At 73.3% G+C, this 23,159-nt stretch carries 21 protein-coding genes and 1 pseudogene; 10 read left to right on the top strand and 12 right to left on the bottom strand.

Annotated features, from left to right (window positions below):
* Positions 1–11 precede the first annotated feature (11 nt).
* A complete protein-coding gene (locus tag AC0HI0_RS47440) occupies positions 12–278 on the bottom strand; it encodes a phosphopantetheine-binding protein (RefSeq protein ID WP_480930021.1) in 267 nt (88 codons plus the stop codon).
* A 193-nt stretch (positions 279–471) separates the two neighbouring features.
* Here AC0HI0_RS47440 and AC0HI0_RS47435 point away from each other — a divergent pair, with 193 nt between their 5' ends.
* Positions 472–1,596: an acyl-CoA dehydrogenase family protein gene (locus tag AC0HI0_RS47435; RefSeq protein WP_480930020.1), complete on the top strand. Its 1,125-nt coding sequence runs from the start codon at positions 472–474 to the stop codon at positions 1,594–1,596.
* Complete coding sequence (locus AC0HI0_RS47430; protein WP_480930019.1) at positions 1,593–3,041, top strand: amino acid adenylation domain-containing protein; 1,449 nt, start codon at positions 1,593–1,595, stop codon at positions 3,039–3,041. The genes AC0HI0_RS47435 and AC0HI0_RS47430 overlap by 4 nt, the downstream gene beginning before the upstream one ends.
* Here the strand turns inward: AC0HI0_RS47430 and AC0HI0_RS47425 are convergent.
* Positions 3,022–3,888 carry an NmrA/HSCARG family protein gene (locus AC0HI0_RS47425; RefSeq protein ID WP_480930018.1) on the bottom strand — a complete coding sequence of 289 codons (867 nt, stop codon included), beginning with the start codon at positions 3,886–3,888 and terminating at the stop codon, positions 3,022–3,024. The genes AC0HI0_RS47430 and AC0HI0_RS47425 overlap by 20 nt on opposite strands.
* A gap of 90 nt (positions 3,889–3,978) precedes the next feature.
* On the opposite strand from AC0HI0_RS47425, the gene AC0HI0_RS47420 reads away from it, so the two are divergent.
* On the top strand, positions 3,979–4,524 hold the full coding sequence (locus AC0HI0_RS47420) for a TetR/AcrR family transcriptional regulator (protein WP_480930017.1): 546 nt from the start codon (positions 3,979–3,981) through the stop codon (positions 4,522–4,524).
* A 19-nt stretch (positions 4,525–4,543) separates the two neighbouring features.
* On the opposite strand, the pseudogene AC0HI0_RS47415 reads toward AC0HI0_RS47420, so the two are convergent.
* From AC0HI0_RS47415 to AC0HI0_RS47395, 5 genes and pseudogenes are all read right to left on the bottom strand, one after another.
* Positions 4,544–4,883, bottom strand: a pseudogene (locus tag AC0HI0_RS47415) (transposase); the annotation flags it as partial.
* Between the two features lie 159 nt (positions 4,884–5,042).
* Positions 5,043–7,529 carry a polynucleotide kinase-phosphatase gene (locus AC0HI0_RS47410; RefSeq protein ID WP_480930016.1) on the bottom strand — a complete coding sequence of 829 codons (2,487 nt, stop codon included), beginning with the start codon at positions 7,527–7,529 and terminating at the stop codon, positions 5,043–5,045.
* Positions 7,529–8,881, bottom strand: coding sequence for a 3' terminal RNA ribose 2'-O-methyltransferase Hen1 (locus tag AC0HI0_RS47405; RefSeq protein ID WP_480930015.1), 1,353 nt, complete (start codon positions 8,879–8,881; stop codon positions 7,529–7,531). The genes AC0HI0_RS47410 and AC0HI0_RS47405 overlap by 1 nt, the downstream gene beginning before the upstream one ends.
* 145 nt (positions 8,882–9,026) lie before the next feature.
* Positions 9,027–9,506: a GAF domain-containing protein gene (locus AC0HI0_RS47400; protein WP_480930014.1), complete on the bottom strand. Its 480-nt coding sequence runs from the start codon at positions 9,504–9,506 to the stop codon at positions 9,027–9,029.
* Positions 9,507–9,692: 186 nt separating this feature from the next.
* Positions 9,693–11,399, bottom strand: coding sequence for an alpha-glucosidase (locus AC0HI0_RS47395; RefSeq protein ID WP_480930013.1), 1,707 nt, complete (start codon positions 11,397–11,399; stop codon positions 9,693–9,695).
* A gap of 214 nt (positions 11,400–11,613) precedes the next feature.
* Here AC0HI0_RS47395 and AC0HI0_RS47390 point away from each other — a divergent pair, with 214 nt between their 5' ends.
* Complete coding sequence (locus AC0HI0_RS47390; protein WP_480930012.1) at positions 11,614–12,183, top strand: snapalysin family zinc-dependent metalloprotease; 570 nt, start codon at positions 11,614–11,616, stop codon at positions 12,181–12,183.
* Positions 12,184–12,268: 85 nt separating this feature from the next.
* On the opposite strand, the gene def is transcribed toward AC0HI0_RS47390, so the two are convergent.
* Together def and AC0HI0_RS47380 are read right to left on the bottom strand one after the other, a co-directional pair.
* Positions 12,269–12,778: a peptide deformylase gene (gene def, locus AC0HI0_RS47385; RefSeq protein WP_480930011.1), complete on the bottom strand. Its 510-nt coding sequence runs from the start codon at positions 12,776–12,778 to the stop codon at positions 12,269–12,271.
* Positions 12,775–13,290, bottom strand: a complete 516-nt coding sequence (locus tag AC0HI0_RS47380; protein WP_480930010.1) for a helix-turn-helix domain-containing protein — start codon at positions 13,288–13,290, stop codon at positions 12,775–12,777. The genes def and AC0HI0_RS47380 overlap by 4 nt, the downstream gene beginning before the upstream one ends.
* 94 nt (positions 13,291–13,384) lie before the next feature.
* On the opposite strand from AC0HI0_RS47380, the gene AC0HI0_RS47375 reads away from it, so the two are divergent.
* The 5 genes from AC0HI0_RS47375 (at position 13,385) to AC0HI0_RS47355 (ending at position 18,925) form a co-directional block, all read left to right on the top strand.
* Positions 13,385–14,683 (top strand): sensor histidine kinase, encoded by a 1,299-nt coding sequence (locus AC0HI0_RS47375; RefSeq protein WP_480930009.1) that lies wholly within the window; start codon positions 13,385–13,387, stop codon positions 14,681–14,683.
* Positions 14,680–15,351: a response regulator gene (locus AC0HI0_RS47370; protein WP_480930008.1), complete on the top strand. Its 672-nt coding sequence runs from the start codon at positions 14,680–14,682 to the stop codon at positions 15,349–15,351. The genes AC0HI0_RS47375 and AC0HI0_RS47370 overlap by 4 nt, the downstream gene beginning before the upstream one ends.
* A 105-nt stretch (positions 15,352–15,456) precedes the next feature.
* Positions 15,457–16,338, top strand: coding sequence for an ABC transporter ATP-binding protein (locus tag AC0HI0_RS47365; RefSeq protein WP_480930007.1), 882 nt, complete (start codon positions 15,457–15,459; stop codon positions 16,336–16,338).
* Positions 16,339–17,442, top strand: a complete 1,104-nt coding sequence (locus AC0HI0_RS47360; protein WP_480930006.1) for an ABC transporter permease — start codon at positions 16,339–16,341, stop codon at positions 17,440–17,442. It begins immediately after the preceding gene.
* Positions 17,443–17,518: 76 nt separating this feature from the next.
* Complete coding sequence (locus AC0HI0_RS47355; protein WP_480930005.1) at positions 17,519–18,925, top strand: M1 family metallopeptidase; 1,407 nt, start codon at positions 17,519–17,521, stop codon at positions 18,923–18,925.
* A gap of 60 nt (positions 18,926–18,985) precedes the next feature.
* Here AC0HI0_RS47355 and AC0HI0_RS47350 read toward each other — a convergent pair whose 3' ends face one another.
* From AC0HI0_RS47350 to AC0HI0_RS47340, 3 genes are read right to left on the bottom strand one after another with little or no spacing between them, the layout of a single operon-like run.
* The gene (locus tag AC0HI0_RS47350) at positions 18,986–19,918 is read right to left on the bottom strand and encodes a LysR family transcriptional regulator (RefSeq protein ID WP_480930004.1); all 933 of its coding nucleotides are present in this window, start codon (positions 19,916–19,918) and stop codon (positions 18,986–18,988) included.
* A 15-nt stretch (positions 19,919–19,933) separates the two neighbouring features.
* A complete protein-coding gene (locus tag AC0HI0_RS47345; RefSeq protein ID WP_480930003.1) occupies positions 19,934–21,235 on the bottom strand; it encodes a purine-cytosine permease family protein in 1,302 nt (433 codons plus the stop codon).
* A 3-nt stretch (positions 21,236–21,238) separates the two neighbouring features.
* Complete coding sequence (locus AC0HI0_RS47340) at positions 21,239–21,859, bottom strand: tRNA-dependent cyclodipeptide synthase (protein WP_480930002.1); 621 nt, start codon at positions 21,857–21,859, stop codon at positions 21,239–21,241.
* Between the two features lie 317 nt (positions 21,860–22,176).
* Between AC0HI0_RS47340 and AC0HI0_RS47335 the strand changes: the two genes are divergently transcribed.
* Positions 22,177–23,115, top strand: a complete 939-nt coding sequence (locus tag AC0HI0_RS47335) for a LysR family transcriptional regulator (RefSeq protein ID WP_480930001.1) — start codon at positions 22,177–22,179, stop codon at positions 23,113–23,115.
* Positions 23,116–23,159: the final 44 nt, after the last annotated feature.

Genomic DNA, 23,159 nt, shown 5'->3' with positions numbered 1-23,159 from the left:
GTGCCCCCAGCTCAGACTTTCCGGACGTCGTGGTCGAGTTCGAGCACCAGCCGCGTGATGCTGTCCAGATCTCGGAAGTTGCGGCCGACCATGCGTTCGGCGGGCACGTCGACCCCGAGCCGCTCGCCGATGAACACGACCAGGGCGGTCGTGGACAGGCTGTTGAGGATGCCCCATTCCAGCAGCGGGGTGTCCGGGAGGATCTCCACCCCGGCGGAGTCCAGCACCTTCTCCCGGATGAACTCCGTCAGCGTGCCCAGGACCTCAGCGTGTTCCATGCACATCTCCGTATCCGTGCCGCACCACCGGATGTGGTTCGGATGCTATGAGGCGTGGAAAACCACTGTCTTCCATCGGAATGGCGGGCGGGAGCCGGCCGTTCGGCGGAGGGCGGACCTGTCCGTGCGGCCAGGTTCGGGCCGGTATTCCAGGGGAGGACAACCCGGCGCGGGCTGCTTACTGTTCGGTCGCGTGGACTTCGGATGGCACCCGGCCGCGCAGGCCGACTTCGACCGCGTCCGCGCGGAGACCGCCGGCTGGCCGGACGAGCGGTCGGCGGGCCTGACCAGGAAGCGGTGGCGGCGGTGCGGTGACGCCGGGCTGCTCGGCTACAGCGTGCCCGCCGACCTCGGCGGCTCCGGGCGCGGGTTCCTCGACACCGCCCGCGCCATGGAGGCGTTCGGGCTGGGCTGCCCGGACATGGGGTTGGTGTTCGCGGCGCTGGCCCACCTGTTCGCGTGCGCCATGCCGATCGCCGAGCACGGCGGCGAGCGGGTGCGCGAACGCGTGCTGCCGCTGCTGGCCTCGGGCGAGTGGGTGGGGGCCAACGCGATCACCGAGCACGACGCCGGTTCGGACGTCACGGCGCTGGTCGCGACCGCCCGCGCGGACGGCGACCACTACGTGCTCGACGGCGTGAAGTCGTTCGTCAGCAACGCCCCCGAGGCCGACGTGTTCGTGGTGTACGCGTCGACCGACCCGGAGTTCGGCCACCTGGGGGTGACCGGGTTCGTGGTGGAGCGGGACACCCCCGGCCTGTCGGTGGAGCCGTTCGGCAAGCAGGTGCTCGACACCTGCCCGGTCGGCGAGGTCCGGTTCGAGGGGTGCCGGGTCCCCGCCCACCACGTGCTGGGCGTGCCGGGGCAGGGCGCGGCGATCTTCCAGTCGTCCATGCGGTGGGAGCGGACCTGCCTGTTCGCCGCCTACCTGGGGCAGGCCGGGCGGCTGCTGGAGCGGTGCGTGGCGCACGCCCGCGAGCGCCACCAGTTCGGGCGGGCGATCGGCCGGAACCAGGCCGTGTCGCACGCGATCGCGCGCCTGCACGGCCGGTTGGAGGCGGCGCGGCTGCTGCTGTGGCGGGCGTGCTGGCGGCTGGACCGGGGCGAGCGGGCCGCGCTGGACGTGGCCGGCGCGAAGCTCGCGGTCAGCGAGGTCGCGGTGGACGTCGCGGCGTTCGCGGTGCGGGTGCTGGGCGGCGCCGGGGTGCGGGCCGGGTCCGGGGTCGGGCACGAGCTGCTCGACGCCCTGGCCGCCACCACGTTCTCCGGCACCTCGGAGATGCAGCTGGAGCAGGTGGCCAAGGAGCTGGGGCTGTGAGACTGCTGCACGACCTGGTCCGCGCGCACGCGACGAGCACCGGCAACGCCGTCTCGGCGGCCGACGGCGCGCTGAGCTATCGGGAACTCGACGCCGAGGCCGACCGGCTCGGCCACCTGCTGTCCACAATGGACGTGGTGGCGGGTGACCGGGTGGCGTTGTGGCTGCCCAAGTCCACCGTCGCGGTGGTCGCGATGCAGGCGGTGTTGCGGCTGGGCGCGGCGTACGTGCCGGTCGACCCGCTGAGCCCGGTCGACCGGGCGGTGCAGGTGATCAAGGACTGCGCGCCCCGGGTCGTGATCACCACGCCGGAGGGCGCGGAGTCGTTGGGCGGCGAGTTCACCACCCTGTGCGTGACGCTCGGCGGCGGGCCGGTGGACCCGCTGCCCCGGGTGCCGACGTCGCCGGACGACCTGGCGTACATCCTCTACACCTCGGGCTCCACCGGGGTGCCCAAGGGCGTGCGGATCTCGCACCGCAACGCGATGGCGTTCGTGGAGTGGGCGGCGGCCGAGCTGACGGCCGGGCCGGCGGACCGGTTCGCCAACCACGCGCCGCTGCACTTCGACCTGTCGGTGCTGGACCTGTACGTCGCGTTCCTGGCGGGCGCGCCGGTCCACCTGGTGCCGCAGGAGACCGCGTACGCACCCCGCCTGCTGGTGGAACTGCTCTGCGCACAGCGCATCACCGTCTGGTACTCGGTGCCGTCGGTGCTGATCCTGATGGCCAGGGACGGCGGGCTGCTCGCCGCCGACCTGCCCGACCTGCGCGCGGTGCTGTTCGCCGGCGAGCCCTACCCGGTCGACCACCTGCGCGCGCTGCGCACCCGCTTCCCGGCGGTCCGGCTGCTCAACCTGTACGGGCCGACCGAGACGAACGTGTGCACGTTCTACGAGGTGGCCGACGTCCCGGACGACTGGACGCACCCGGCCCCGATCGGCCGGGCCTGCTCGGGCGACCGGGCGTGGGTCGTCCGGGACGACGGAACCCCGGCGGCACCGGGGGAAGAGGGCGAACTGGTGGTCGACGGGCCGACCGTGATGCTGGGCTACCACGGCGCGCCGCCGCACGACGGCCCGTACCGCACCGGGGACCGGGTGGTGCTGCGCGACGGCGACCTCCACTACCTGGGCCGCCGGGACAACATGGTGAAGATCCGCGGGAACCGGGTGGAACTCGGCGACGTGGAGGCGGCGCTCCAGTCCCACCCGCTGGTCAGCGAGGTGGCGGTGGCCGTGGTCGGGAGCGGGGTGGACGCCCGGCTCACCGCGTACGTGGTGCCCTTGGCGGGCCGCGCGTTCGGCCTGCTGGACGCCAAGCGCCGGTGCGCGGAGTTGTTGCCCCGCCACATGATCGTGGACCGGCTGGAGGTGGTCGCGGCCCTGCCGCGCACCGCCAACGGCAAGGTCGACCGGCGCGCGCTGACTAGCCCCGGTACGCCTTGAGCAGGGCGGTGCCCTCGTTGGCCAGCCACGTGGGCAGGTCCCACAGGCCGGGGTGCAGCGCCCGCAGCGCCGGGATGTCGGCCTGCCACCCGGCGAACGACCCGGCCGCGGCGAGGTCGTCCGGGTCCACCCGCAGGCCGGCCAGGGCCTGCGCGGGCAGCGGGTCGGTGTCGATCTCCTCGCCGAGCGCGGCGCCCAGCGCGGCGACGAGGTCGCCCCTCGTGACCTCGTCGCCGGCGATCTCCAGCGCCCGCCCCGCGTAGCGCTCCGGGTCGCCGAACGCGAGCCCGGCGAACGCCCCGATGTCGTGCACCGCGATGAGCTGCACGGTGGCCTTCGGCGGGATCATCCGGACCAGCGCGTGCTCGCCGCGCACGCCGAACCCCGGCGCGGCGTGGTTCTCCATGAACATCACCGGCCGCAGCACGGTCGTGGTCAGGTCGAGGCCGCGCAGGTGCTGCTCGATCCGCCACTTGGTGTTCCAGTGCGAGATCCCGGTGGCCCGTTCCGCTCCCCCGACCGAGGTGTAGACCAGGTGCGCCACCCCGGCCGCCACGGCGGCGTCGGCGACGTTGACCCCCATCTCGACCTCCGGGACGTCCGGGGTGGTCGCGGCGGGCTGCACGCTGAACACCCCGTGCGCGCCCGCGACGGCCCGGTCCAGCGAGTCCCGGTCCCGCATGTCCCCCACGACCAGTTCCGCGCCGGCCGCCGCGAGGTCCCGCGCCTTCGGCACGGCCGGGTCCCGCACGAGCGCCCGGACGTGCCACCCGTCGGCCAGCAGCCGGCGGGCCGTCGCGCCCCCTTGTTGCCCGACCGCTCCCGTGACGAGCACTGCTTGCGCCATCGTCGTGTCCCCTCGGCTAGGCTCCCGGATGCGGAGCACTGCTCCGAAAGATACGGAGCACTGCTCCGCTTTGTCAACGGAGGTGTTCCCGTGCCCGACCGGCCCCGCGCCGACGCCCGCCGCAACCACGACCAGATCGTCGCCGTGGCCGCCGAGGCGTTCGCCGAACACGGCACCGAAGCGTCGCTGCGGGACATCGCCCGCCGCGCCGGGATCGGGATCGGCACCCTCTACCGGCACTTCCCGACCCGCGAAGCCCTGCTGGAAGCCCTGCTGCGGCAGCGGTTCGACCTGCTGCGCGCCAAGGCCGAGGCACTGGCCGACACGCCGCCCGCCGACGCGCTCGACCAGTGGCTGGCCGAGTTCGTGGCCCGCTCCACCACCTACCGGGGCCTGCCGGAGTCGGTGCTGGCCGCCCTGCGCGACGAGGAGTCCGACCTGCACGCGGCGTGCGCGGCGATGCGGGCCGCCGCGACCGGGCTGATCGAGCGGGCGCAGGAGGCGGGCGCGGTCGCGCCGGACGTGACGGCGGAGGAGGTGCTCATCCTGGCCTCCGGCGTGGCGTGGGGCAGCGAGCGCACCACCATCCCGGCCACCCGGCTGCTCGGCCTCACCGTGCACGGCCTGCGGCCCTGACCCGGGCTCACCGGGCAAGGGCCACGCCGGCGCGGGCGGCCGGATGGCCGGAGGTCTTGAAGCCGGTGGCGTCGCCGATCTCCGGCAGGATGCGGGCGGCGGTCCTGATGCCGATGCCGGGGATCGGGGTCAGGACCCCGGCGAGAGGGTGCGCATCGCGTATCCGCTCGACCTCGGTGGCGACCTGTTTGCGTTGCAGCAGAACGGTCTTCAGGCTGTCGGCCAGGCGGGGCGGCACGGTGTCGGCCGCCGTGGTGCCGGGGGTGGACGCCGGTGGGCAGGCCGCGGATGCGGTTGGCGATCCGGGTGGCCTCACCGGCCAGATCGTCGTTGAACCCGACCGACACGTCGGCCCGGGCGTCGAGCCGACGTGGGCCGACCGACCGCAGCCCGAGATCTCCGGCGTCTCCTCGCCCGAGGTGTCCTGCCAGGCACCGGCCGACGAACCCCGCGCGCCTGCCGGTGCGGCACGCGGACCCGCCGGCCGGCCAGCGAAGGCGGCCGGTGGGTCGACGGCACTACAGGCGCGGGTCCACCGGCTCGGATTCCAGCGCCAGGACGGCGAACACGCACTCGTGCACGCGCCACAGCGGCTCGCCGCGCGCGGCCCGTTCCAGCGCTTCCAGGCCCAGGGCGTACTCGCGGACCGCCAGCGACCGCTTCGCGCCCAGGGCGCGCTTGCGCAGGCGGGCCAGGTTGTCCGGCTCGGTGTAGTCCGGGCCGTAGATGATCCGCAGGTACTCCCGGCCGCGGACCTTGATGCCGGGCTGCACCAGGCCGCGCCCACCCTTGGTCAGGTTGGCCAGCGGCTTGACCACCATGCCCTCGCCACCGGCCGCGGTGAGTTCCTCCCACCACCGCACGGCTTCGGCCACCTGCGCCTCGTCGGTCGTGTCGACCACCCGGTGGCGGGTGCGCGTGAAGATCTCGCCGGGCAGGTCGCCCAGCGTTTCCAGGTGCCACAGGTGGTCGCGGTCGTGGAAGGTCGCGCCGCGCGCCGCCAGGAGCTGGAACGGGGCCAGGCGGACCCCCTCCAGCCCCTTCGTGGGCCAGATGTACCGCTCGTACGCCGCCCGGTAGCCGGCCGCGTTCGCCAGGCGGGAACCGGTGCGCGCCACCAGGTCCGCCACGTCCACGCCACGGGCCGCCGTCGCCGCCAGCACGTCCGAGGCGGCCGAGAGCGCGCCGACCGCCGCCGCGCCCACCGAGGCGTACTGGTCCTTGATCAGACCGGCCGCCTTGGCGTTCCACGGCAGCAGCTCGGCGTCCAGGAGCAGCCAGTCGGTGTCGAACCGGCCCCACAGGTCCGCCTCGGTCACCGCCGCGCGCACCCCGGCCAGGAACTCGTCGGCCAGGTCGCCGTCGAAGAACGGGCGGCCGGTGCGGGTGTGGATCACGCCGGAGTCCTTGCGCACCAGGACGACCGCGCGGGAGCCCATGTGCTTCTCCTGGCAGATCACCTCGCGCACGCCGGCGTCGCGGTACTCGGCGAACGCCTCCTCCGGGTGCTCCAGGACGTCCGGGCGCCGCGACGTCGCGGTGGGCGCCATGGTCGGCGGCAGGTACAGCAGGTCGTTCGGGTCGACCGCGAAGCGGCTCATCACCTCCAACGCCGACGCGGCCTGCTCCGGGCGCACGGTGACCCGACCGCGGTGGGTCGTCTCGACCGTGCGGCGGCCCGTCACGTCCGACAGCGCCAGGACGTCGGGCGCGCGCTCGGGTCCCGGCGCGACCAGCGGCCGGACCGGCTCGTACCAGACCTGGTGCGCGGGCACGGAGACCACCTCGCGCTCCGGGTAGCGCAGCGCGGTCAGCCGCCCGCCGAACACCACACCGGTGTCCAGGCACATGGTGTTGTTGACCCACTCGACCTCCGGGGTCGGCGTGTGCCCGTAGAGCACGGTCGCGCGGCCCCGGTACTCGTCCGCCCACGGGTAGCGGACCGGCAGGCCGTACTCGTCGGTCTCGCCGGTCGTGTCGCCGTAGAGCGCGAAGCCGCGCACCCGGCCCGACGCGCGGCCGTGGTAGCGCTCCGGCAGCCCGGCGTGCGCCAGCACCAGCGCGCCGCCGTCGAGGACGTAGTGCGACACCAGGCCGTCGCAGAACCGCTCGACGGTCGCGCGGAACTCCTCGGACTCCCGCGCCAGCTGGGCCAACGACTCCGCGAGGCCGTGCTTGACCTGGACGTTGCGGCCGCGCAGGGCGCGCACCAGCTTCTGCTCGTGGTTGCCGCACACGACGTGCGCGTGCCCCGCGTCGACCATGCCCATCACCAGGCGCAGCACGCCGGGCGTGTCCGGGCCCCGGTCCACCAGGTCGCCGACGAACGCCGCGCGCCGGCCGGCGGGCGGCACCGCGTCGACCGGCCGGCCCGCCTCGTCGCGCACCAGGTCGTAGCCCAGCTCGGCCAGCAGGTCCTCCAGCTCGGCGCGGCAGCCGTGCACGTCGCCGATCACGTCGAACGGTCCGGTCTGCTCGCGCAGGTCGTTGAGCAGCCGCTCCGGCACGATCACCGCACCGTCCACATCGGACTGGGTGCGCAGCACGTGCACCTTGCGGAAGCCCTCCTTGCCGAGGGACTTCACCGACTTGCGCAGCGCCTCGCGGTGCCGGCGCACGACGTGCGCGCCGAAGTCGCGGTCGGGGCGCTCGGCGTTGCGCGCCAGGCACACCGCTTCCGGCGTGTCCAGCACGATCGCGACCGGCAGCACGTCGTGCGCGCGGGCCAGCTCGACCAGGTGCGCGCGGTCGGCGCGCTGCACGTTCGTCGCGTCGATCACGGTGGTGCGCCCGGCGTCGAGCCGCTTGCCCGCCACGTAGTGCAGCACGTCGAACGCCGCGCCGGACGCCGACTGGTCGTTCTCGTCGTCGGAGACCAGGCCGCGGAAGTAGTCGCTGGACAGCACCTGGGTCGGCTTGAAGTGCTTGCGCGCGAAGGTGGACTTGCCCGAGCCGGAGGCGCCGACCAGCACGACCAGGCACAGGTCGGGGATCTTGAGTTCCATCAGTCCTGCTCCCCCAGGGTGAAGACCGCGAGCTGGGTCGGCGCGCCGAGGTCGGCGTCCTCGGGGCCCACGGGCAGGTAGCGCACGGTGTAGCCGCGCCGAGCGGCGATCCCGTCGCCCCACGCGCGGAACTGCGCGCGGGTCCACTCGAAGCGGTGGTCCGAGTGCCGCAACTGCCCGGCGGGCAAGGTCTCGAACAGCGCGTTGTACTCGACGTTGGGCGTGGTGACCAGGACCGTGCGTGGCCGGGCCACGACGAACACCGAGTTCTCCAGCGCGGGCAGCCGGGACGGGTCGAGGTGCTCCACGACCTCCATCAGCACGGCCGCGTCGTACCCGGCCAGCTCCGGGTCGGCGTAGGTGAGCGACGACTGGCGCAGCGTCAGCCGTTCCCGCTGCCGGTCGCCCATCCGCTCCAGGCCGAGCTTGCGCGCGGCGACCCGCAACGCCTGCGCCGAGACGTCCACGCCGTGGATCTCGGTGAACGACGGGTCGGCGAGCAGCGCGCGCAGCAGCGCCCCGCCGCCGCAGCCGAGGTCGAGCACGCGCCGCGCGCCCGCTTCCTTCAGCTGCGCCACCAGGGTTTCCCGGCGTTGCACGGCGAGCGAGACGCGCGGTTCGGTGAGCGCGTTGTCCAGCTCCTCGGGCTCGACCCCTTCGACGTCGGCCAGCCGGGACAGCGCGGACTGCACCAGCGGACGGCGGCGCATCAGGTATCGGGTGGTGATCAACTCGCGCTCGGGGTGCGTGCCGAGCCAGCCCTCGCCCGCCCGCAGCAGCTTGTCCACCTCGTCCTCGGACACGTAGTAGTGCTTGCTGCCGTCGAGCACGGGCAGCAGCACGTAGAGGTGCTTGAGGGCGTCGGACAGCGTCAGCGTGCCGGTGAGGGTGACGTCGGCGTAGCGCGAGTCCTCCTCGTCGTCCAGCGGGATCGGGGTGATGGTCGCGGTCCAGCCCAGCGGCGTGAACAGCTTGTCCACCAGGCGGTGCGGCAGGACGGGCAGGCGCACGGAGAGCGGGATCGGGGTGGCGGCCAGCTCGGCGCGGCTCTGGCTGCGGCCGTTCATCGCGGTGCGGAAGACCGTGCCCAGCGCGACGGTGAACAGCGAGCCGGCCACGTACGGCCGGTCGTTGACGTACTGCGTGAGGGTGCTGCCGGGACCTCGCACCAGCCCGACGGGGTCGACCTCCAGCAGGAGCGCGACGGTGCACTCCCGCTCGTCCGCGCGGGGGTAGAACACGTGCGCGGGACCGGCGGAGGTGGAGAACGACTGCGCCCGGTCGGGATGCTTGTGCAGCAGGTGGCCGAGGTCGGTCGCCGGGCGGTGGGTGGTGGTCAGCGTCAACAGCACCCGTCCAGTGTGGACGAGGAGGTGCCGCGAAAGCTCGTGATTAAGCACTCCCGCGCGCCCCGGCGAAGGGCACCCGCCGGCGGTGGTGCGCCGGACCGTGCGCGGCGGGTGACGGCGTGCTCGCGCCCGGCGCTCGGGCGAGGGGTCAGAACTTCGGACCGCGTGCCGGGATGCCCTCCGGGAAGCGCTCCATCGCGTGCGCGGCGGAGACCGCCAGCGCCTCCAGCGCGGCGATCTCGCGCGCGGTCGCGTGCCGGTGGGTCGCCCAGTACGCGCCGATCGCGCCGATCGGGTCGGGGCTCAGGATCGGCACGACCACCAGGCTGCGCACGAACGTGGGCCGGTAGGCGGCCTGCGGGATGCGGTCGTCCACCCGGATGTCGCCGATCGCCACGGTCCGCCGGTTGATCATCGCCCAGCCGCTGATGCACGTCGACGCCGCGAACCGCTGCCCCTTCCACAGGGGGCTCATCGAGTCCTCGTCGGCGTAGTAGCACTGGTCGCCGTCCAGCAGCACGAACGTCGCGCCGTCCGCGTTCGCCGAACGGCGGGCGGAGGTGCGCACGATCCGGTGCACGTCCTCCAGGGTGGGGGCATGTTCGAGCAGTAACGCGGCATCGTCCATGTGGCCTACGGTAGCCCCACGACCACGCCGGATCCACTACCCCGAAACGGTGACGGCCACCCGCGCGGGATCACCGGCCGACCGCCCGCCCGACCGGTGCCCACGGCGCACCGACGCCGATCACGGCCACTGTCACGCCCGGCGCGCGCGGTCCGGCGGTCGACGCGGGCGGAGGGTTCGGCCGGACTACCCGGCACTGTCCACAGTGAACACGTGGGCCGCCCACGGGGTGAGGTGGACCGTGCCGTCCAGCCGTGCCGGCTCGACGTTGGACAGCACCGGATCCGTTGCGGGCCAGTCGATCGGGACCGTCTGGTCGGCGTCGCCGAGGTTCGCCACGACCAGCAGCCGGACGCCGTCCAGCGACCGCTCGTAGGCGTACACCGCGGGGTGGCCGGGCAGCAGCATCCGGAAATCGCCCAGCGCCACCACGGGAAGCTCGTGCCGCAGCGCGATCAGCCGCCGGTAGTGGTGGAACACCGACGCCGGATCGTCGTACTGCGCCTCGGCGTTGAGCCAGGTGTGGTTGGGGTTCACCGGCAGCCACGGCTCCCCCGCGCCGAACCCGGCGTTCGGGCCGCCGTCCCACTGCACGGGGGTGCGGGCGTTGTCCCGGCCCATCGCGCGGATCCCGCGCATCACCTCCGCCGGGTCCGCGCCCGCCGCGACGGCTTCCCGGTAGTGGTTGAGCGATTCCACGTCGCGCAGGTCGGCCGGGCCGGCGAACGGCGCGTTCGTCATGCCCAGCTCCTCGCCCTGGTAGACGTACGGGGTGCCGCGGTGCAGGTGCAGCACGGTGCCCAGCGCCGTCGCCGACTCGCGCCACCAGCGGCCGTCGTCGCCGAACCGGGACACCACCCGGGGCTGGTCGTGGTTGTTCCAGTACAGGCTGTTCCAGCCCACCTCGCCCAGCGCGGCCTGCCAGCGGCCCAGGCACGCCTTGAGGGCGCGCAGGTCCAGCGGCCGGGGGTCGAACTTGCCGCCCGGCCCGTGGTCCAGCGAGACGTGCTCGAACTGGAACACCATGTCCACCTCGCGGCGCGCCGGGTCGGTGAACCGCCGGGCCTGGTCGGTGGTCACGCCGGGCATCTCGCCGACGGTCAGCGACCGGCCGGGCCGGCCCTCGAACACCTCGCGGTGCATCTCGCGCAGGAACTCGTGGACGCGCGGGCGCGTGCCGTAGTGCGGGAAGCCGTCGCCGAGGCCGCCGGTCCCGGTCGGCGCGCCGTCGGGCAGGTCGGGGTCCTTGGCGATCAGGTTGATCACGTCCATCCGGAAGCCGTCCACGCCCCGGTCCAGCCACCAGCGCATCATCGCGTGGACGGCCTGCCGGACTTCCGGGTTCTCCCAGTTCAGGTCGGGCTGCTTGCGGTCGAACAGGTGCAGGTAGTACTCGCCGGACGGCTCGTCCAGGGTCCAGGTCGGACCGGAGAAGAACGACTCCCAGTTCGTCGGCTCCGCGCCCGGCCCGCCCGCCGCGAACCCCTCGCGCGGGGGCCGCCACCAGTACCAATCGCGCTTGGGGCTGTCCGGGGACGACCGCGACTCGGCGAACCACGGGTGCTCGTCGGAGGTGTGGTTCACCACCAGGTCCATGACCAGCTTCATGCCGCGCTCGTGCACCGCGGCCAACAGCCGGTCGAAGTCCTCCATCGTGCCGAACACCGGGTCGATCGCCTGGTAGTCGGAGATGTCGTAGCCGTTGTCGGCCTGCGGCGAGGCGTAGACCGGCGACAGCCACAGCACGTCGACGCCGAGCCGGCGGAGGTGGTCGAGCCGGGACGCCACCCCGGCCAGGTCGCCGATCCCGTCACCGTCCGCGTCCGCGAAGCTGCGCGGGTAGACCTGGTACACGACGGCCGAGGTCCACCACGGCACCGGTTCGAAGGTCATGGACGTCCTCTGTGGATGGTCGTTTGACAGTACTGGGCCACCGACAGCCCAACACGTTACGACAACCGGAGCAGGACCACCTCCGGTACCGCGCCGGGCACCGGTAAACCCTACGTACGGGTCTGTTCATAATCCGCTACGCCTGGTTACTTGGGCGAGGGGAGCCACCCCCTGTCAACGGCTCCCTGCTGTTCCCTGCTCAAAGGAGATCACCATGCTCGTGCGAAAGGTCGCGCGTGCCGCCGTACTGGCGTTGGGCGCGCTGCTGCCGCTGGTGGCGGTCACCGCCCCCAGCGCCACGGCGGCGGAGTCCCAGGCGCTGGTGCGCACCCTGTACTACGACACCAGCCAGGCCCAGGAGTTCGTGGCCGACTGGGACAAGGCAGCGGAGAACTGGAACAAGTCCGTCGCCAACGTCAAGCTGGCCAAGAAGGGCCCCGGCACGCCGACCAACATCCGCATCTACGCGGACAACGGCTGGCCCCGGGCGATGCCGACCTCGCTCGGCAACGGCACGGTGTACATGGGCCGCCAGGCCGTCCAGCAGGGCCACTACCGGCCCCGCATCACCACCCACGAGATCGGGCACATCCTCGGTCTGCCCGACCGCCGGACCGGCCTGTGCACGGACCTGATGTCGGGTTCGAGCGCGCCGGCGACCTGCAAGAACGACCTGCCCAACGCCGCCGAGAAGGCCGAGGTCGACCGCAACTTCCGCGGTTCCCTGGCCAAGGCGGACCTCCGGGCGGCGAGCTACACCGGCACGGAGTGCTACGTGTACTGAGCCCGGCGGAGCCCCCGGGTTCCGGCACGACCCCCGGGGCGGCGGTTCCGCCGCCCCGGGGCGCTCCAGTCCACTGTGGACGCCCTCACCGGACGTCCGGGTGGTACCAGGCGGAGTTCGCGACGTCCCGGTCGGCCCGCCGGCGGGTCTTGCCGCCCAGGCGCTGCACGTAGACCGTGCCGTCGAGGTGGTCCACCTCGTGCTGGAAGCACCGCGCCAGGTAGCCGGACGCGGTCACCACGCGCTCGACGCCGTTCTCGTCCAGGCCGGAGCACCGGACGTTCAAGGCGCGCGGCGTCCGGTAGGCCAGGCCCGGCGCGGACAGGCAGCCCTCCTCGCCGTCCTGAAGGCCGCCCGCCAGCCGTTCGAGCACCGGGTTGACCAGGCAGCCCCGGGCGTCCGGCCCGCAGTCGTAGACGAACACCCGCAGGTCGACGCCGACCTGGTTGGCCGCGAGGCCCGCGCCGGGCGCGTCGGCCATGGTCTCGAACAGGTCCGCGACCAGCCGCCGCAGCTCGTCGTCGAACCGCCGCACGGGCCGGGTCGGCGCGTGCAGCACCGGCCGGCCGAACGGGACGATCGGCCGGACCGTCACGGCTCCAGCTCCCCGGGCGCGGCCAGCGGGTACATCCGGGTGGTCAGCGCCACCGGCGCGGACCCGGCGGGCCGGGCCGACGGGTCCTGCTCGCGGTCGAAGTAGGGCGCGACCAGGTCGAGGATGGCCGCGCCGAGCGCGTCCACCTCGTCCGGCGTCAAGTGCACGGTGTACCCGGCCGCCGACTGCCGCCGCCACCGCTGCGGGTAGCGGTGGCGCAGTTCGCGCCACCGGGCGTAGCGCAGGTCGTCGCGCTCGTCCAGCGCGTCGGCGGGCAGCTGCGCCAGCCGCCACGGCTTCTCCCGGCCGGTGTGCCCGGCCACCTCCTCCACCAGCCCGAACAGCGCGAGCCGGCGCAGGTGGAACGACGTCGCCCCGCTGTTCGTGCCGAGTTCGGCGGCGGCCCGGGTCGCGGTCAGCGGCCCGGCCGCCAGCAGGTCCAGCAGAGCCAGCCGCAACGGGTGGCTGCGGGCGCGCGCCCGGTCCAGCGCGACGTCCTCGTCGGTGCCCATGACCGCAAACTACCCTTTGCAAAGTCGGCTGTGCAAACTCCGCTCTGCGCACCCGGCCAGCCTCCGACCTCGGCCGCAAGCTACGTTCTGGGGCATGACTCCCCGTCCCGACGACCCGCCGCACCCGGCCGGGGACCTCGACTGGAGCCAGTGGCGACGACCGCGCCCCACCCCCGCCCGGGAGCGCCACGACTGGTGGCTCGCGCTCGCCGTGGCCGCCGGCTCGGCGGTGATGACCGTGCTGATCAGCAGCATGGGCGCGAACATCTGGGGCGGCGGCCCGACGCTGGTCGAGCAGTTCGCCTGGGGTGTGGCGGTCAGCGCGCCGCTCGCGCTGCGCCGGCGGTACCCGCTGGTCGTGCCGGTGGTGGTCGGCGTGGTGTTCATCGCGGGCCAGGTCCGGCACATCGGCGACAACCTGGTCCCGTCGATCGCGCTGTTCATCGCCCTCTACAGCGCGGGCGCGTGGGCGCGGGACCGGACCGCCGCGCGGCGGGTGCGGGTCGCCGTCGTCGCGGCGATGTTCGCGTGGCTGGGGTTCGGGCTGGTGCGGTTCACGATCGAGCCCGCGCCGCCGTTCGAGGGCGCGGCCGGGCCGCTCGACCCGGTGCTGGCGTCGATCCTGTACGGGATCGCGTTCAACCTGATCTACTTCCTGGCCGCCTACTTCTTCGGCGACGTGGCGTGGTTGTCCGCGCGCCGGCGGGCGGAGCTGGCGCACTGGGGCGAGCAGCTTCGGCTGTCGCAGGAGCAGAACACCCGGGGCGCGCTCGTCGCCGAACGCGTGCGCATCGCCCGTGACCTGCACGACGTGGTGGCGCACCACGTGTCGGTGATGGGCGTGCAGGCGGGCGCGGCCCGGCGGGTGCTCGACCGCGACCCGGAGCTGGCGCGGTCGGCGTTGCAGACCGTCGAGGAGACCGCCCGCACGGCGATCGGCGAGCTGCGCGGGCTGCTGGGCGTGCTGCGGGCCGAGCCGGACGAGGAGCCCGACCAGGCGGGCGGCGAGACGTCCTCGCCGGGGCTGGAGCAGCTGCCCGAGCTGGCCGCGATGGCCCGTTCCACGGGGCTCGACGTCGACCACGGCGTGTTCGGCGACCCGCGCCCGGTGCCGGAGGCGGTGGCGCTGTCGGCGTACCGGATCGTGCAGGAGTCGTTGACCAACGTGGTGAAGCACGCGAGCGCGCGCCGCGCGGACGTGCGGGTGCGGTTCCTGGAGACGTCGCTGGAGGTCGAGGTGGCCGACGACGGCCACGGCCGGTCCGGCGCCCCGGGACGGGGCGGGTTCGGGCTGGTCGGGATGCGGGAGCGGGTCGCCGTGCACGGCGGTCAGCTGGAGGCCGGGCCCCGGCGGGGCGGCGGCTACCGGGTGCGCGCGTGGTTCCCGGCGTGAGCGGCGCGCTGCGCGTGGTGCTCGCCGACGACCAGGACCTGGTCCGGGCGGGCTTCCGGGTGATCCTGGGCACCGAGGACGGCATCGAGGTGGTCGGCGAGGCGCGCGACGGCCTGGAGGCGGTGGCCGTGGTCGAGCGGCTGCGGCCGGACGTCGTGCTGATGGACGTGCAGATGCCCGGGGTGGACGGCCTGGAGGCGACCCGCCGCATCCTCGGCCCGGCCGGAGCCGAGCACCCGATCAAGGTGGTCATCCTGACCACGTTCGACCGGGAGGACTACCTGTTCGAGGCGCTGCGGGCGGGCGCGAGCGGGTTCCTGCTGAAGAACTCGTCGCCGGAGGACCTGGTCGAGTCGGTGCGGATCGTCGCGCGCGGCGACGCCCTGCTCTCGCCCGAGGTGACCCGCCGGGTGATCGCCCGCTTCTCCGCGCCGGGCCCGCCGACGCCCGCCGCGCGGCCGTCCGAGCTGACCGGGCGCGAGTTCGAGGTGCTGGTGCACCTGGCGCGCGGGGCGAGCAACGCGGAGATCGCCGCGGCGCTGTTCCTGGGTGAGACGACGGTGAAGACGCACGTGTCGCGGATCTTGGCGAAACTGGGCCTGCGCGACCGCACGCACGCCGTCGTGTTCGCCTACGAGCACGGCATCGTCGCGCCCGGCCACGGCTGATCGCGGCGGCCCGCGCGCGGGGGCCGAGGTCATCCTCGCGGAGGACCCCGGAGGTCGATCGCGCGCCGGACGTGCCGGTTCGCGGTGGTGCATAGCGTTGCGGGCATGTTGACAGTGACGTCGATCGGGCGCAGTTTCGGCGATCACCGGGTCCTCGACGGCGTGTCCTTCGAGGTGCGGCCCGGTCGGATGACCGGGTTCCTGGGGGCGAACGGGTCCGGCAAGACCACCACCATGCGGATCGTGCTGGGCGTGCTGGCCGCGCAGAGCGGCAGCGTCACCTGGGACGGCGAGCCGGTCACCGGGGCGGTCCGGCAGCGGTTCGGGTACATGCCCGAGGAGCGCGGGCTCTACCCGAAGATGGGGGTCGCCGAGCAGATCACCTGGCTGGCCCGGCTGCACGGCCTGGACAAGGACACCGCGCGGCGCAACACCGCGCTGCTGCTGGAGAAGCTGGAACTCGACCACCGCGCCGAGGACAAGCTCGAAGAGCTGTCCCTGGGCAACCAGCAGCGCGCGCAGATCGCCGCCGCGCTGGTGCACGACCCGGTGCTGCTGATCCTCGACGAGCCGTTCTCCGGCCTGGACCCGATCGCGGTCGAGACCGTGCTGGGCGTGCTGCGCGAACGCGCGTCCGCCGGGGTGCCGGTGCTGTTCTCCAGCCACCAGCTGTCCGTGGTGGAACGGCTGTGCGACGACGTCGTCATCATCTCCGGCGGCCGGATCGCCGCGAGCGGCGCCCGGGACGAACTCCGCGCCCGACACGGCACGCCGCGCTTCGAACTGGTCGTGGCGGCCGACGCGGGGTGGGTGCGGGACGTCCCGGGCGTGCGGGTCGTGGACGTGGACGGGCCGCGCGCGGTGTTCGAGCCGCTGGCGCCGGACGCGGACCAGGTCGTGCTGGACACCGCGCTGCGGCGCGGCCCGGTGCGCGGGTTCGCCCCCGTCGTGCCGACGTTGGACGAGATCTTCATGGAGGCGATCTAGATGACCACCGGGACGCAGAGCTTCGCCACCGCCACCCGGCTGGTCGCCGAGCGCGAGATGAGGACGTTCCTGCGCACCAAGGGTTTCTGGATCGGCCTCGCGGTGATCGTGGTCGGGCTGTTCGCGATGTCGGTGCTGCCCACCGTGGTCGGCGGCGGTCAGACCAAGGTCGCCGCGGTCGGGTCCGAGGCGGCGGAGGTGCTGGCGGGCAGCGGGTTGGAGGTCCGGCAGGCCGCCGACGTGGACGCCGCGCGGGCGCTGATCCGCGGCGAGGAGGTCGAGGCGGCCGTGGTGCCCGACGACAGCGGGACCTCGACGACCGGCGTGCGGGTGATCGCGCTCAACGACCCGCCGGTCGACGTGCTGGCGTCGCTGCGCACCGCTCCCCCGGTCGACCTGCTGGACCCCTCCGAGGTCGGCCAGGGCCTGCGGCAGCTGGTGATCATGGTGTTCGCGCTGGTGTTCCTGCTGTTCGGGATGGGCGGCGCGGCGATCGCGCAGAGCACGGTGACCGAGAAGCAGACCCGGATCGTGGAGATCCTGGTGTCCACCATCCCGGTGCGGGCCCTGCTGGCGGGCAAGATCGCGGGGCACGCGCTGCTCACCCTCGGCCAGGTGGTGGTGATCGCGGCCGTCACGCCCGTCGCGCTCGGCCTGGGCGGGCACTCGGAACTGCTGGCGCTGGTCGCGCCCGCGCTGGGCTGGTTCGTGCCGTTCCTGCTGCTGGGTTTCGTGCTGCTGGCCTCGATGTGGGCGGTGGCGGGCTCGCTGGTCAGCCGGCAGGAGGACCTGGGTTCCAGCATGAGCCTGGTGATGATGCTGGTGTTCGGGCCGTACTTCGGCGTGCTGTTCTTCTCCGACAACGCGACCGTGATGACGGTGCTGTCGTTCGTGCCGTTCTCGGCGGCGATCGCGATGCCGGTGCGGCTGTTCGCGGGCCAGGCCCAGCCGTGGGAGGCGGTGGCCGCCCTCGGCCTGCTGGCCGCGGCCGTGGTGGTGATCGTGCTGCTGGCGAGCCGGCTGTACTCCGGGTCGCTGATGCACACCGGGGGCAAGCTCGCGCTGGCCAAGGCGTGGGCGGGCCGGGATAACGCCCGGACATAGGGAACTGGCAGTGGTCCGGGGCCGGGCGGTCGATCGAGACTGGCCCGGCCCTGACCCTGCGCGAGAGGTTTCCCCCATGGCTGTGCCCATCCGGCGAACGGTCACGTCCGCCACCCTGCTGCTGTGCGGTCTGTCCTTGTGCGGCTTCTCCCAGGGCGCTCCCGCGGCGCTCGCGGACGACACCGTCGGCTCCGACGGGTACGTGCACGTCGCGCCGAACGGCACCGTGCTCGGCGTCGACCCGTACTACCCCACCGACGGCAACGGCGGCTACGACGTCGCCGACTACGCCGTCTCGCTGTCCTACGACCCGGCCTCGCGCTTCCTGAGCGCCCGGACGGTCGTGACCGCGACGACCACCCAGCGGCTGAGCCGGTTCGACCTGGACCTGCGGGGGCTGTCGGTGACGTCGGTGAAGGTCGACGGCGTGCCCGCGAAGTTCAGCCGGGCCAAGGAGCACGAACTCGTCGTCACGCCGGCCGCCGTGCTGGCGGCCGGCACCTCGTTCAAGGTCGAGATCGTCTACTGCGGCCGGCCGGTCGCCGAGTCGACCCCGCGCGGCGTGACCGGGTGGCGGACGACCCGGACCGGCGGCGCGCTGGCGGCCGGCGCGCCGCACTCGGCGTCGACCTGGTTCCCGGTCAACGACACCACGGCCGACAAGGCGACGTTCCACCTCGACGCGGCGGTCCCGTACGGCTGGACGGTGGTGTCCAACGGCGCGCGCGACAAGGTCCACAAGGGACGGTGGGCCGAGGAGACGCCGATCGCGCCGTCCGCCACGATGATCGCCGTCGACCGGTTCACCGTGCGCGAGTCGGCGCTGCCCGGCGGCACGCCGGTGCTGGACGCGTTCGCGCCGGGCGCGAACACCGCGCTCGCCCCGTCCCTGCCCGCCGTGGTGGAGTTCCTGGGCGGCAAGCTCGGACCGTACCCGTTCTCGACGGCCGGTGGCGTGTTCGTCGCCGACCGGTTGGGCTACACCCACCCGGCCCAGGGCCGCCCGGTCTACGGCGCGGGCGCCGACCAGGCGTCGCTGGTGCACGCGGTGGCCGCGCAGTGGTGGGGGAACAAGTTGGCCGTCAAGATGTGGCGCGACCAGCCGATGGTCGAGTCGTTCGCCTGGTACCTGGTGTGGCTGTGGGAGGAGTCCCGGGGCGGCCTGCCGGTCGAGCAGCGCTACCAGGAGGGGCTGCGCCGCGCGGACACCCCGTTCTGGGCCCGCCCGCTGGCCGATCCCGGACGGGGCGCGGAGTTCGGGGTCACCGACAAGGGCGTGCTGATGGTGCACGCGCTGCGCAAGAAGATCGGTGACGACAAGTTCTTCACCGTGCTGCGGGAGTTCCCGGAGATCAACGACCAGTGGAACCAGGGCTGGCACGACTGGGAGCTCTACACCGCCGCCGTCGCGGACATGGACCTGACGGCGTTCTACGAGGCGTGGGTGCACGGCACCACCGCCCCGCCCGCCGAGCACCGCTGACCACTCGCAGGGTGGGAGGTGTCCGCCGGTCGGAGGGCCCGGCCGGTGGACACCCTTTCGTCAAGCCAGGTAACGGGAGTAGACCGGCGAGGTGCGGCACTCCTGCCGGTAGGCGGCCTCCGCGTCCGCGACCAGCAGCCGGGAGCACCCGGCGGGCACCCGGTCCCGGTGCCACAGCAGCAGGAACCGGCGGGACAGCACGTCGTCGGCGAGCAGCCGCACCGCCACGTTCTGGTGCCCTTCGCACGCCGCCTGCGACAACCCGACCGCCCCGTTGCGCACCGCCGCGAGGGTCATCCCGTAGGACTCCGACGTGTAGCGCACGCGCGGCGCGAACCCGAACTCCCGGCACGTGCGGTGGAAGTACTCGTGGAACCGGGTCGAGTCCGGCGCGGGCAGCGCCCAGTCCTCGTCCGCGAGCTGCCAGAGTTCGACCACCTTGTGCCGGGCCAACCGGTGGTCCTCGGGCAGCAGCACGAGCGTCGGGTCGTGCGCGACGACGGCCGTGCCGACGCACGCCGGCGCGACCGTCTCGAACCCCGGGTAGTCCTTGACCACACCCACTTCCAGCCGGCCCTGCTCCACCAGGTCCACGACCAGCTCGCGGCACTCGCTGTCGAACAGCGACGCGCCCGCGCCGCCGGGCAGCCGGTTGCCGACGATGGCGGGCAGGTGGCCCAGGATCGGCGAGCACACCCCGCCGACCCTGGGCACGGCGGGCGAGGTGGTGCGGGTCTCGATGTCCCGCACCAGTCCCTCCATCAGCGGCAGCACCGCGCCGATCCGGTCCAGCAGCAGCTCGCCGGTCGGGGTGGGCGTGGCCGCGGTGTTCGGGCCGCGGTCGAACAGCCGCTGGCCCAGGGTGTTCTCCAGGCGTTTGAGCTTGCCGCTGACCGCGGGCTGGCTGATGCCGAGCAGCACCGCCGCCTCGGACAGGCTCCCGGTCACGCCGATGGCCTGCACGAGCCGCAGGTGGTGGACGTCCAGTTCCATGTCGTCACATCCCGTCTAACGGTGCGTGTCGACGCGGGATCCGGGCGGCGGCCTCATGACCCCGGCGGTCCTTCCGAGCAGAGCGTATAGCGCGAACGAGACCACGACGGAGTTGATCGTCGGGATGCCGAACGGCACCAGGATCCCGACGCCCGCGCCGACCACCCAGCACACCAGGGACGCGGGCACCCAGTCCGGCGGGTCGGCCGGGAGTTCCCCGACGGCCCGGGACCGGGCCAGCGCGTCCCGCCAGGTGCGCACCACGAAGTACTCCGCGATCACGATCCCGGCCACGGGCGGCGTGATCACGCCGATCCAGGTCAGGAACGCGGTGAAGTGGTCCAGGATGCCCAGCGCGGACAGCGCGGTGCCGAGCACGCCCAGCGCGATGGTGGCCGACGAGCGCGGCAGCCGCCGCCCGGCCAGCACGTGCACCGTGTTGACCAGTCCGAGCGAGGCCGAGTACAGGTTCCAGTCGTTGATCTTCATGATCGCGGTGACCAGGATCAGCGTGCCCAGGACGCCGGAGGACGAGGTGATCGCGGCGACCACGTCGGCGCTGCGCGCGGCGTGCGCGAGCAGCACGCCGGTCAGCCCGATCAGGTACTCGCCGAGCGTCACGCTGATCAGGGTCTGCTTGACCACGTCGCCGACCCGGCGGTTGAACCGGGTCATGTCCGGGGTCATCACCGCGCCCATGATGAACGCGCCCGCGACCAGCGTGGTGCCCTGCGCGACGGTCAGCGCGGGGCCGGGCGGCGGCGCGGCGACCAGGTCGGCCAGGTCGTGGCGGCTCAGCTCCCGGCTGATCGCCCAGCCCGCCAGCAGCAGGAACGCGGGCACGGTCAGGTAGGCGGTCCACGCCATGGTGTGGAAGCCCGCGACCACGATCCCGGTCACCGCGATGCCGCCGACCACCGCCCACACCCAGACCGGCGGCCCGCCCATCAGGGCGTGCAGGCCGTGCGCGAACACGTCGTTCTGCACGCCGAACCAGCCCGCGAGGCTGAGCGTCACCAGCAGGCCCACCAGGGCGGACCCGCGTGCGCCGAACCCGGACCAGCGGGCCAGCACGGACGTGGAGAGCCCCTCGCGCATGCCGGCCACGCCCATCAGGACGGTGACCACCTCCAGCATCACCGCGCCGAGCGTGATCGCGAGCACCGCGTCCGCGAACGTCATGCCGAAGCCGAGCACCGCGCCGAGCAGGAACTGGTGGAACGAGGACACCTGGCCGAACCGCTGCACGGCAACGGAAATCCACGAGCAGCGGGCCGAGTCGGGCAGCCGGCGCAGGGAGTAGTCGTCGTGGGCCACGGTTCACTCCGCCCCGTCGTCGGCCCGCAGGACCACGAAACCCTGCTCGGGTCCGGGCCGCCAGGCCAGTTCCCGGGCGTAGAGCAGTTCGAGGAACCCGACCCGCTGGTGGTAGGCGAACACCGAGCTGTCGACGCCGGCCACCGCCGGGGTGTCGACGAACATCGGCAGTTCGGCGAGGAAGTAGCGGACCGCTTGGCGCAGCTGGGTCTCGGTGGGCGCGGCCCCGTCGGGCAGCCGGCGGTCCAGCACCCAGCGGGTGGCCTCCAGGCACTGGCCGGCGAACTCGCGGTCGGTCGAGAACAGGCCGTGCGCGTGGGCCAGCAACCCCTGGTAGCGCGGGTTCCCGGCGAGCGCCGCGCCGTCGAGCACGTGCTCGGCCGGGCACCACACGTCCAGGTCGCGCAGCGCCCGGCAGATCTTGTTCACCACGTACTGGCCCTGGCGGCGCGCCTTGAGCCGGGCGCGGGCCGGGTCGTAGCCGAGCGCTTCGAGCGTGTGCGCGGCGGCCCGGTCGGGCACGAAGAAGTGGAACCGCTCGAATTCGCGCATCGCCCAGCGGGCCAGCGCGGTGATGCGGTCCACCGTGAAATAGCTGTTGAACGGACTCACTCCGACGCACACGTGCCGACCGCTGCGCAGGGGCGCGGCACAGTGCTCGGTGAGCGGAGTTGGCAGCAACACCGTCGGCTCCGGGAATTCATTTTCGCAGGGATGGCGCAGGGATGGCGCAGGGGGAATTTTCATTCTTCATCCACTATGAGCAGGAATATCCGGCGCAGGTACTGCCGAACCGTCATGCCGGCGCCTTATACGGACACGTCCGGAGCCGTGAACGGATCAGCCGCACGGTCTAGGCCGTTGCGGGGAACGGACCACCGGGCTGCCGATGTCCGACCTAAGACGATGACAGGGCGAAACCGCGCGAGTCTCATGGGTGAATGGAGCTACAGGTCCGACACCTGCGCGTGCTGCGCGCCATCGCCCGCGCCGGCAGCCTCAACCGGGCCGCCGCCGAGCTGCGGCTGGCCCAACCCGCGCTGAGCCACCAGCTGCGCCGGATCGAGCAGCTGGTGGGCGACCGGTTGTTCGACCGCGACCCGAAGGGCGTGCGGCCGACCCGGATCGGCGAGCTGATGCTGGCCCGCGCGGAGGCGATCATCCCCGCCTTCGACGAGCTGGACCGCGACTTCCGGCGGCGCGACCGCGGCGCGGGCGACGTGCGGGTCGGCTGGAACGACAGCGCGCTGGCCTCCGACGTGTTCCGGTGCGTGCGCGAGCTGGTGCCCGGCGAACTCACCACCCGCGCCGACCTGTCGCACAACCGGCTGGTGGCGCAGGTCGCGAACGGGTGCGTGGATCTCGCGCTGGTGCTGATCTGCGGACCGCGAACGCTTGCCGTGCCCGGTCTGGTGCGCGCCGAACGGGTGGTGACCGAGCCCGCGTTCGTCGCGCTGCCCGCGTGGCACCGGCTGGCCGGCGCCGCCGAGGTGGAGCTGGCCGACCTGGCCGAGGAGAGCTGGATCGTGTCCAGTTGCGGCGACGGCTGCCGGATCGTGTTCCGCGAGATGTGCCTGGCGCACGGCTTCGCGCCCAGGATCGCGCACGACGTGGACACCATGCGCGACCGGCTGGTGATCGGCGGGCACGGGGTGAGCCTCACCCAGCCGACCACGCCGGAGAGCCCCGGTCTCGCGGTGCGCCCGCTGGCGGGCCGGCCGATGACCGTGCAGCACATCCTGCTGTGGCGCACCGACCACCCGTCCGCCGACCGGTTCGCCGACGTGCACTCGGCCGCCGTGCGGGCCTACCGGAAACTCGTCGACGAGCAGCCCGGATATCGCCGGTGGCTGGACGCCCGGGATAACCGCACGGCATAGCCGGCCGGCAGTGGGCGCGGCGCCCGGTCCGCCGACACACTCGG

The organism is Saccharothrix sp. NBAS 001 (genome assembly GCF_056640475.1).
This window is presented reverse-complemented; position numbering and strand designations above follow the sequence as displayed.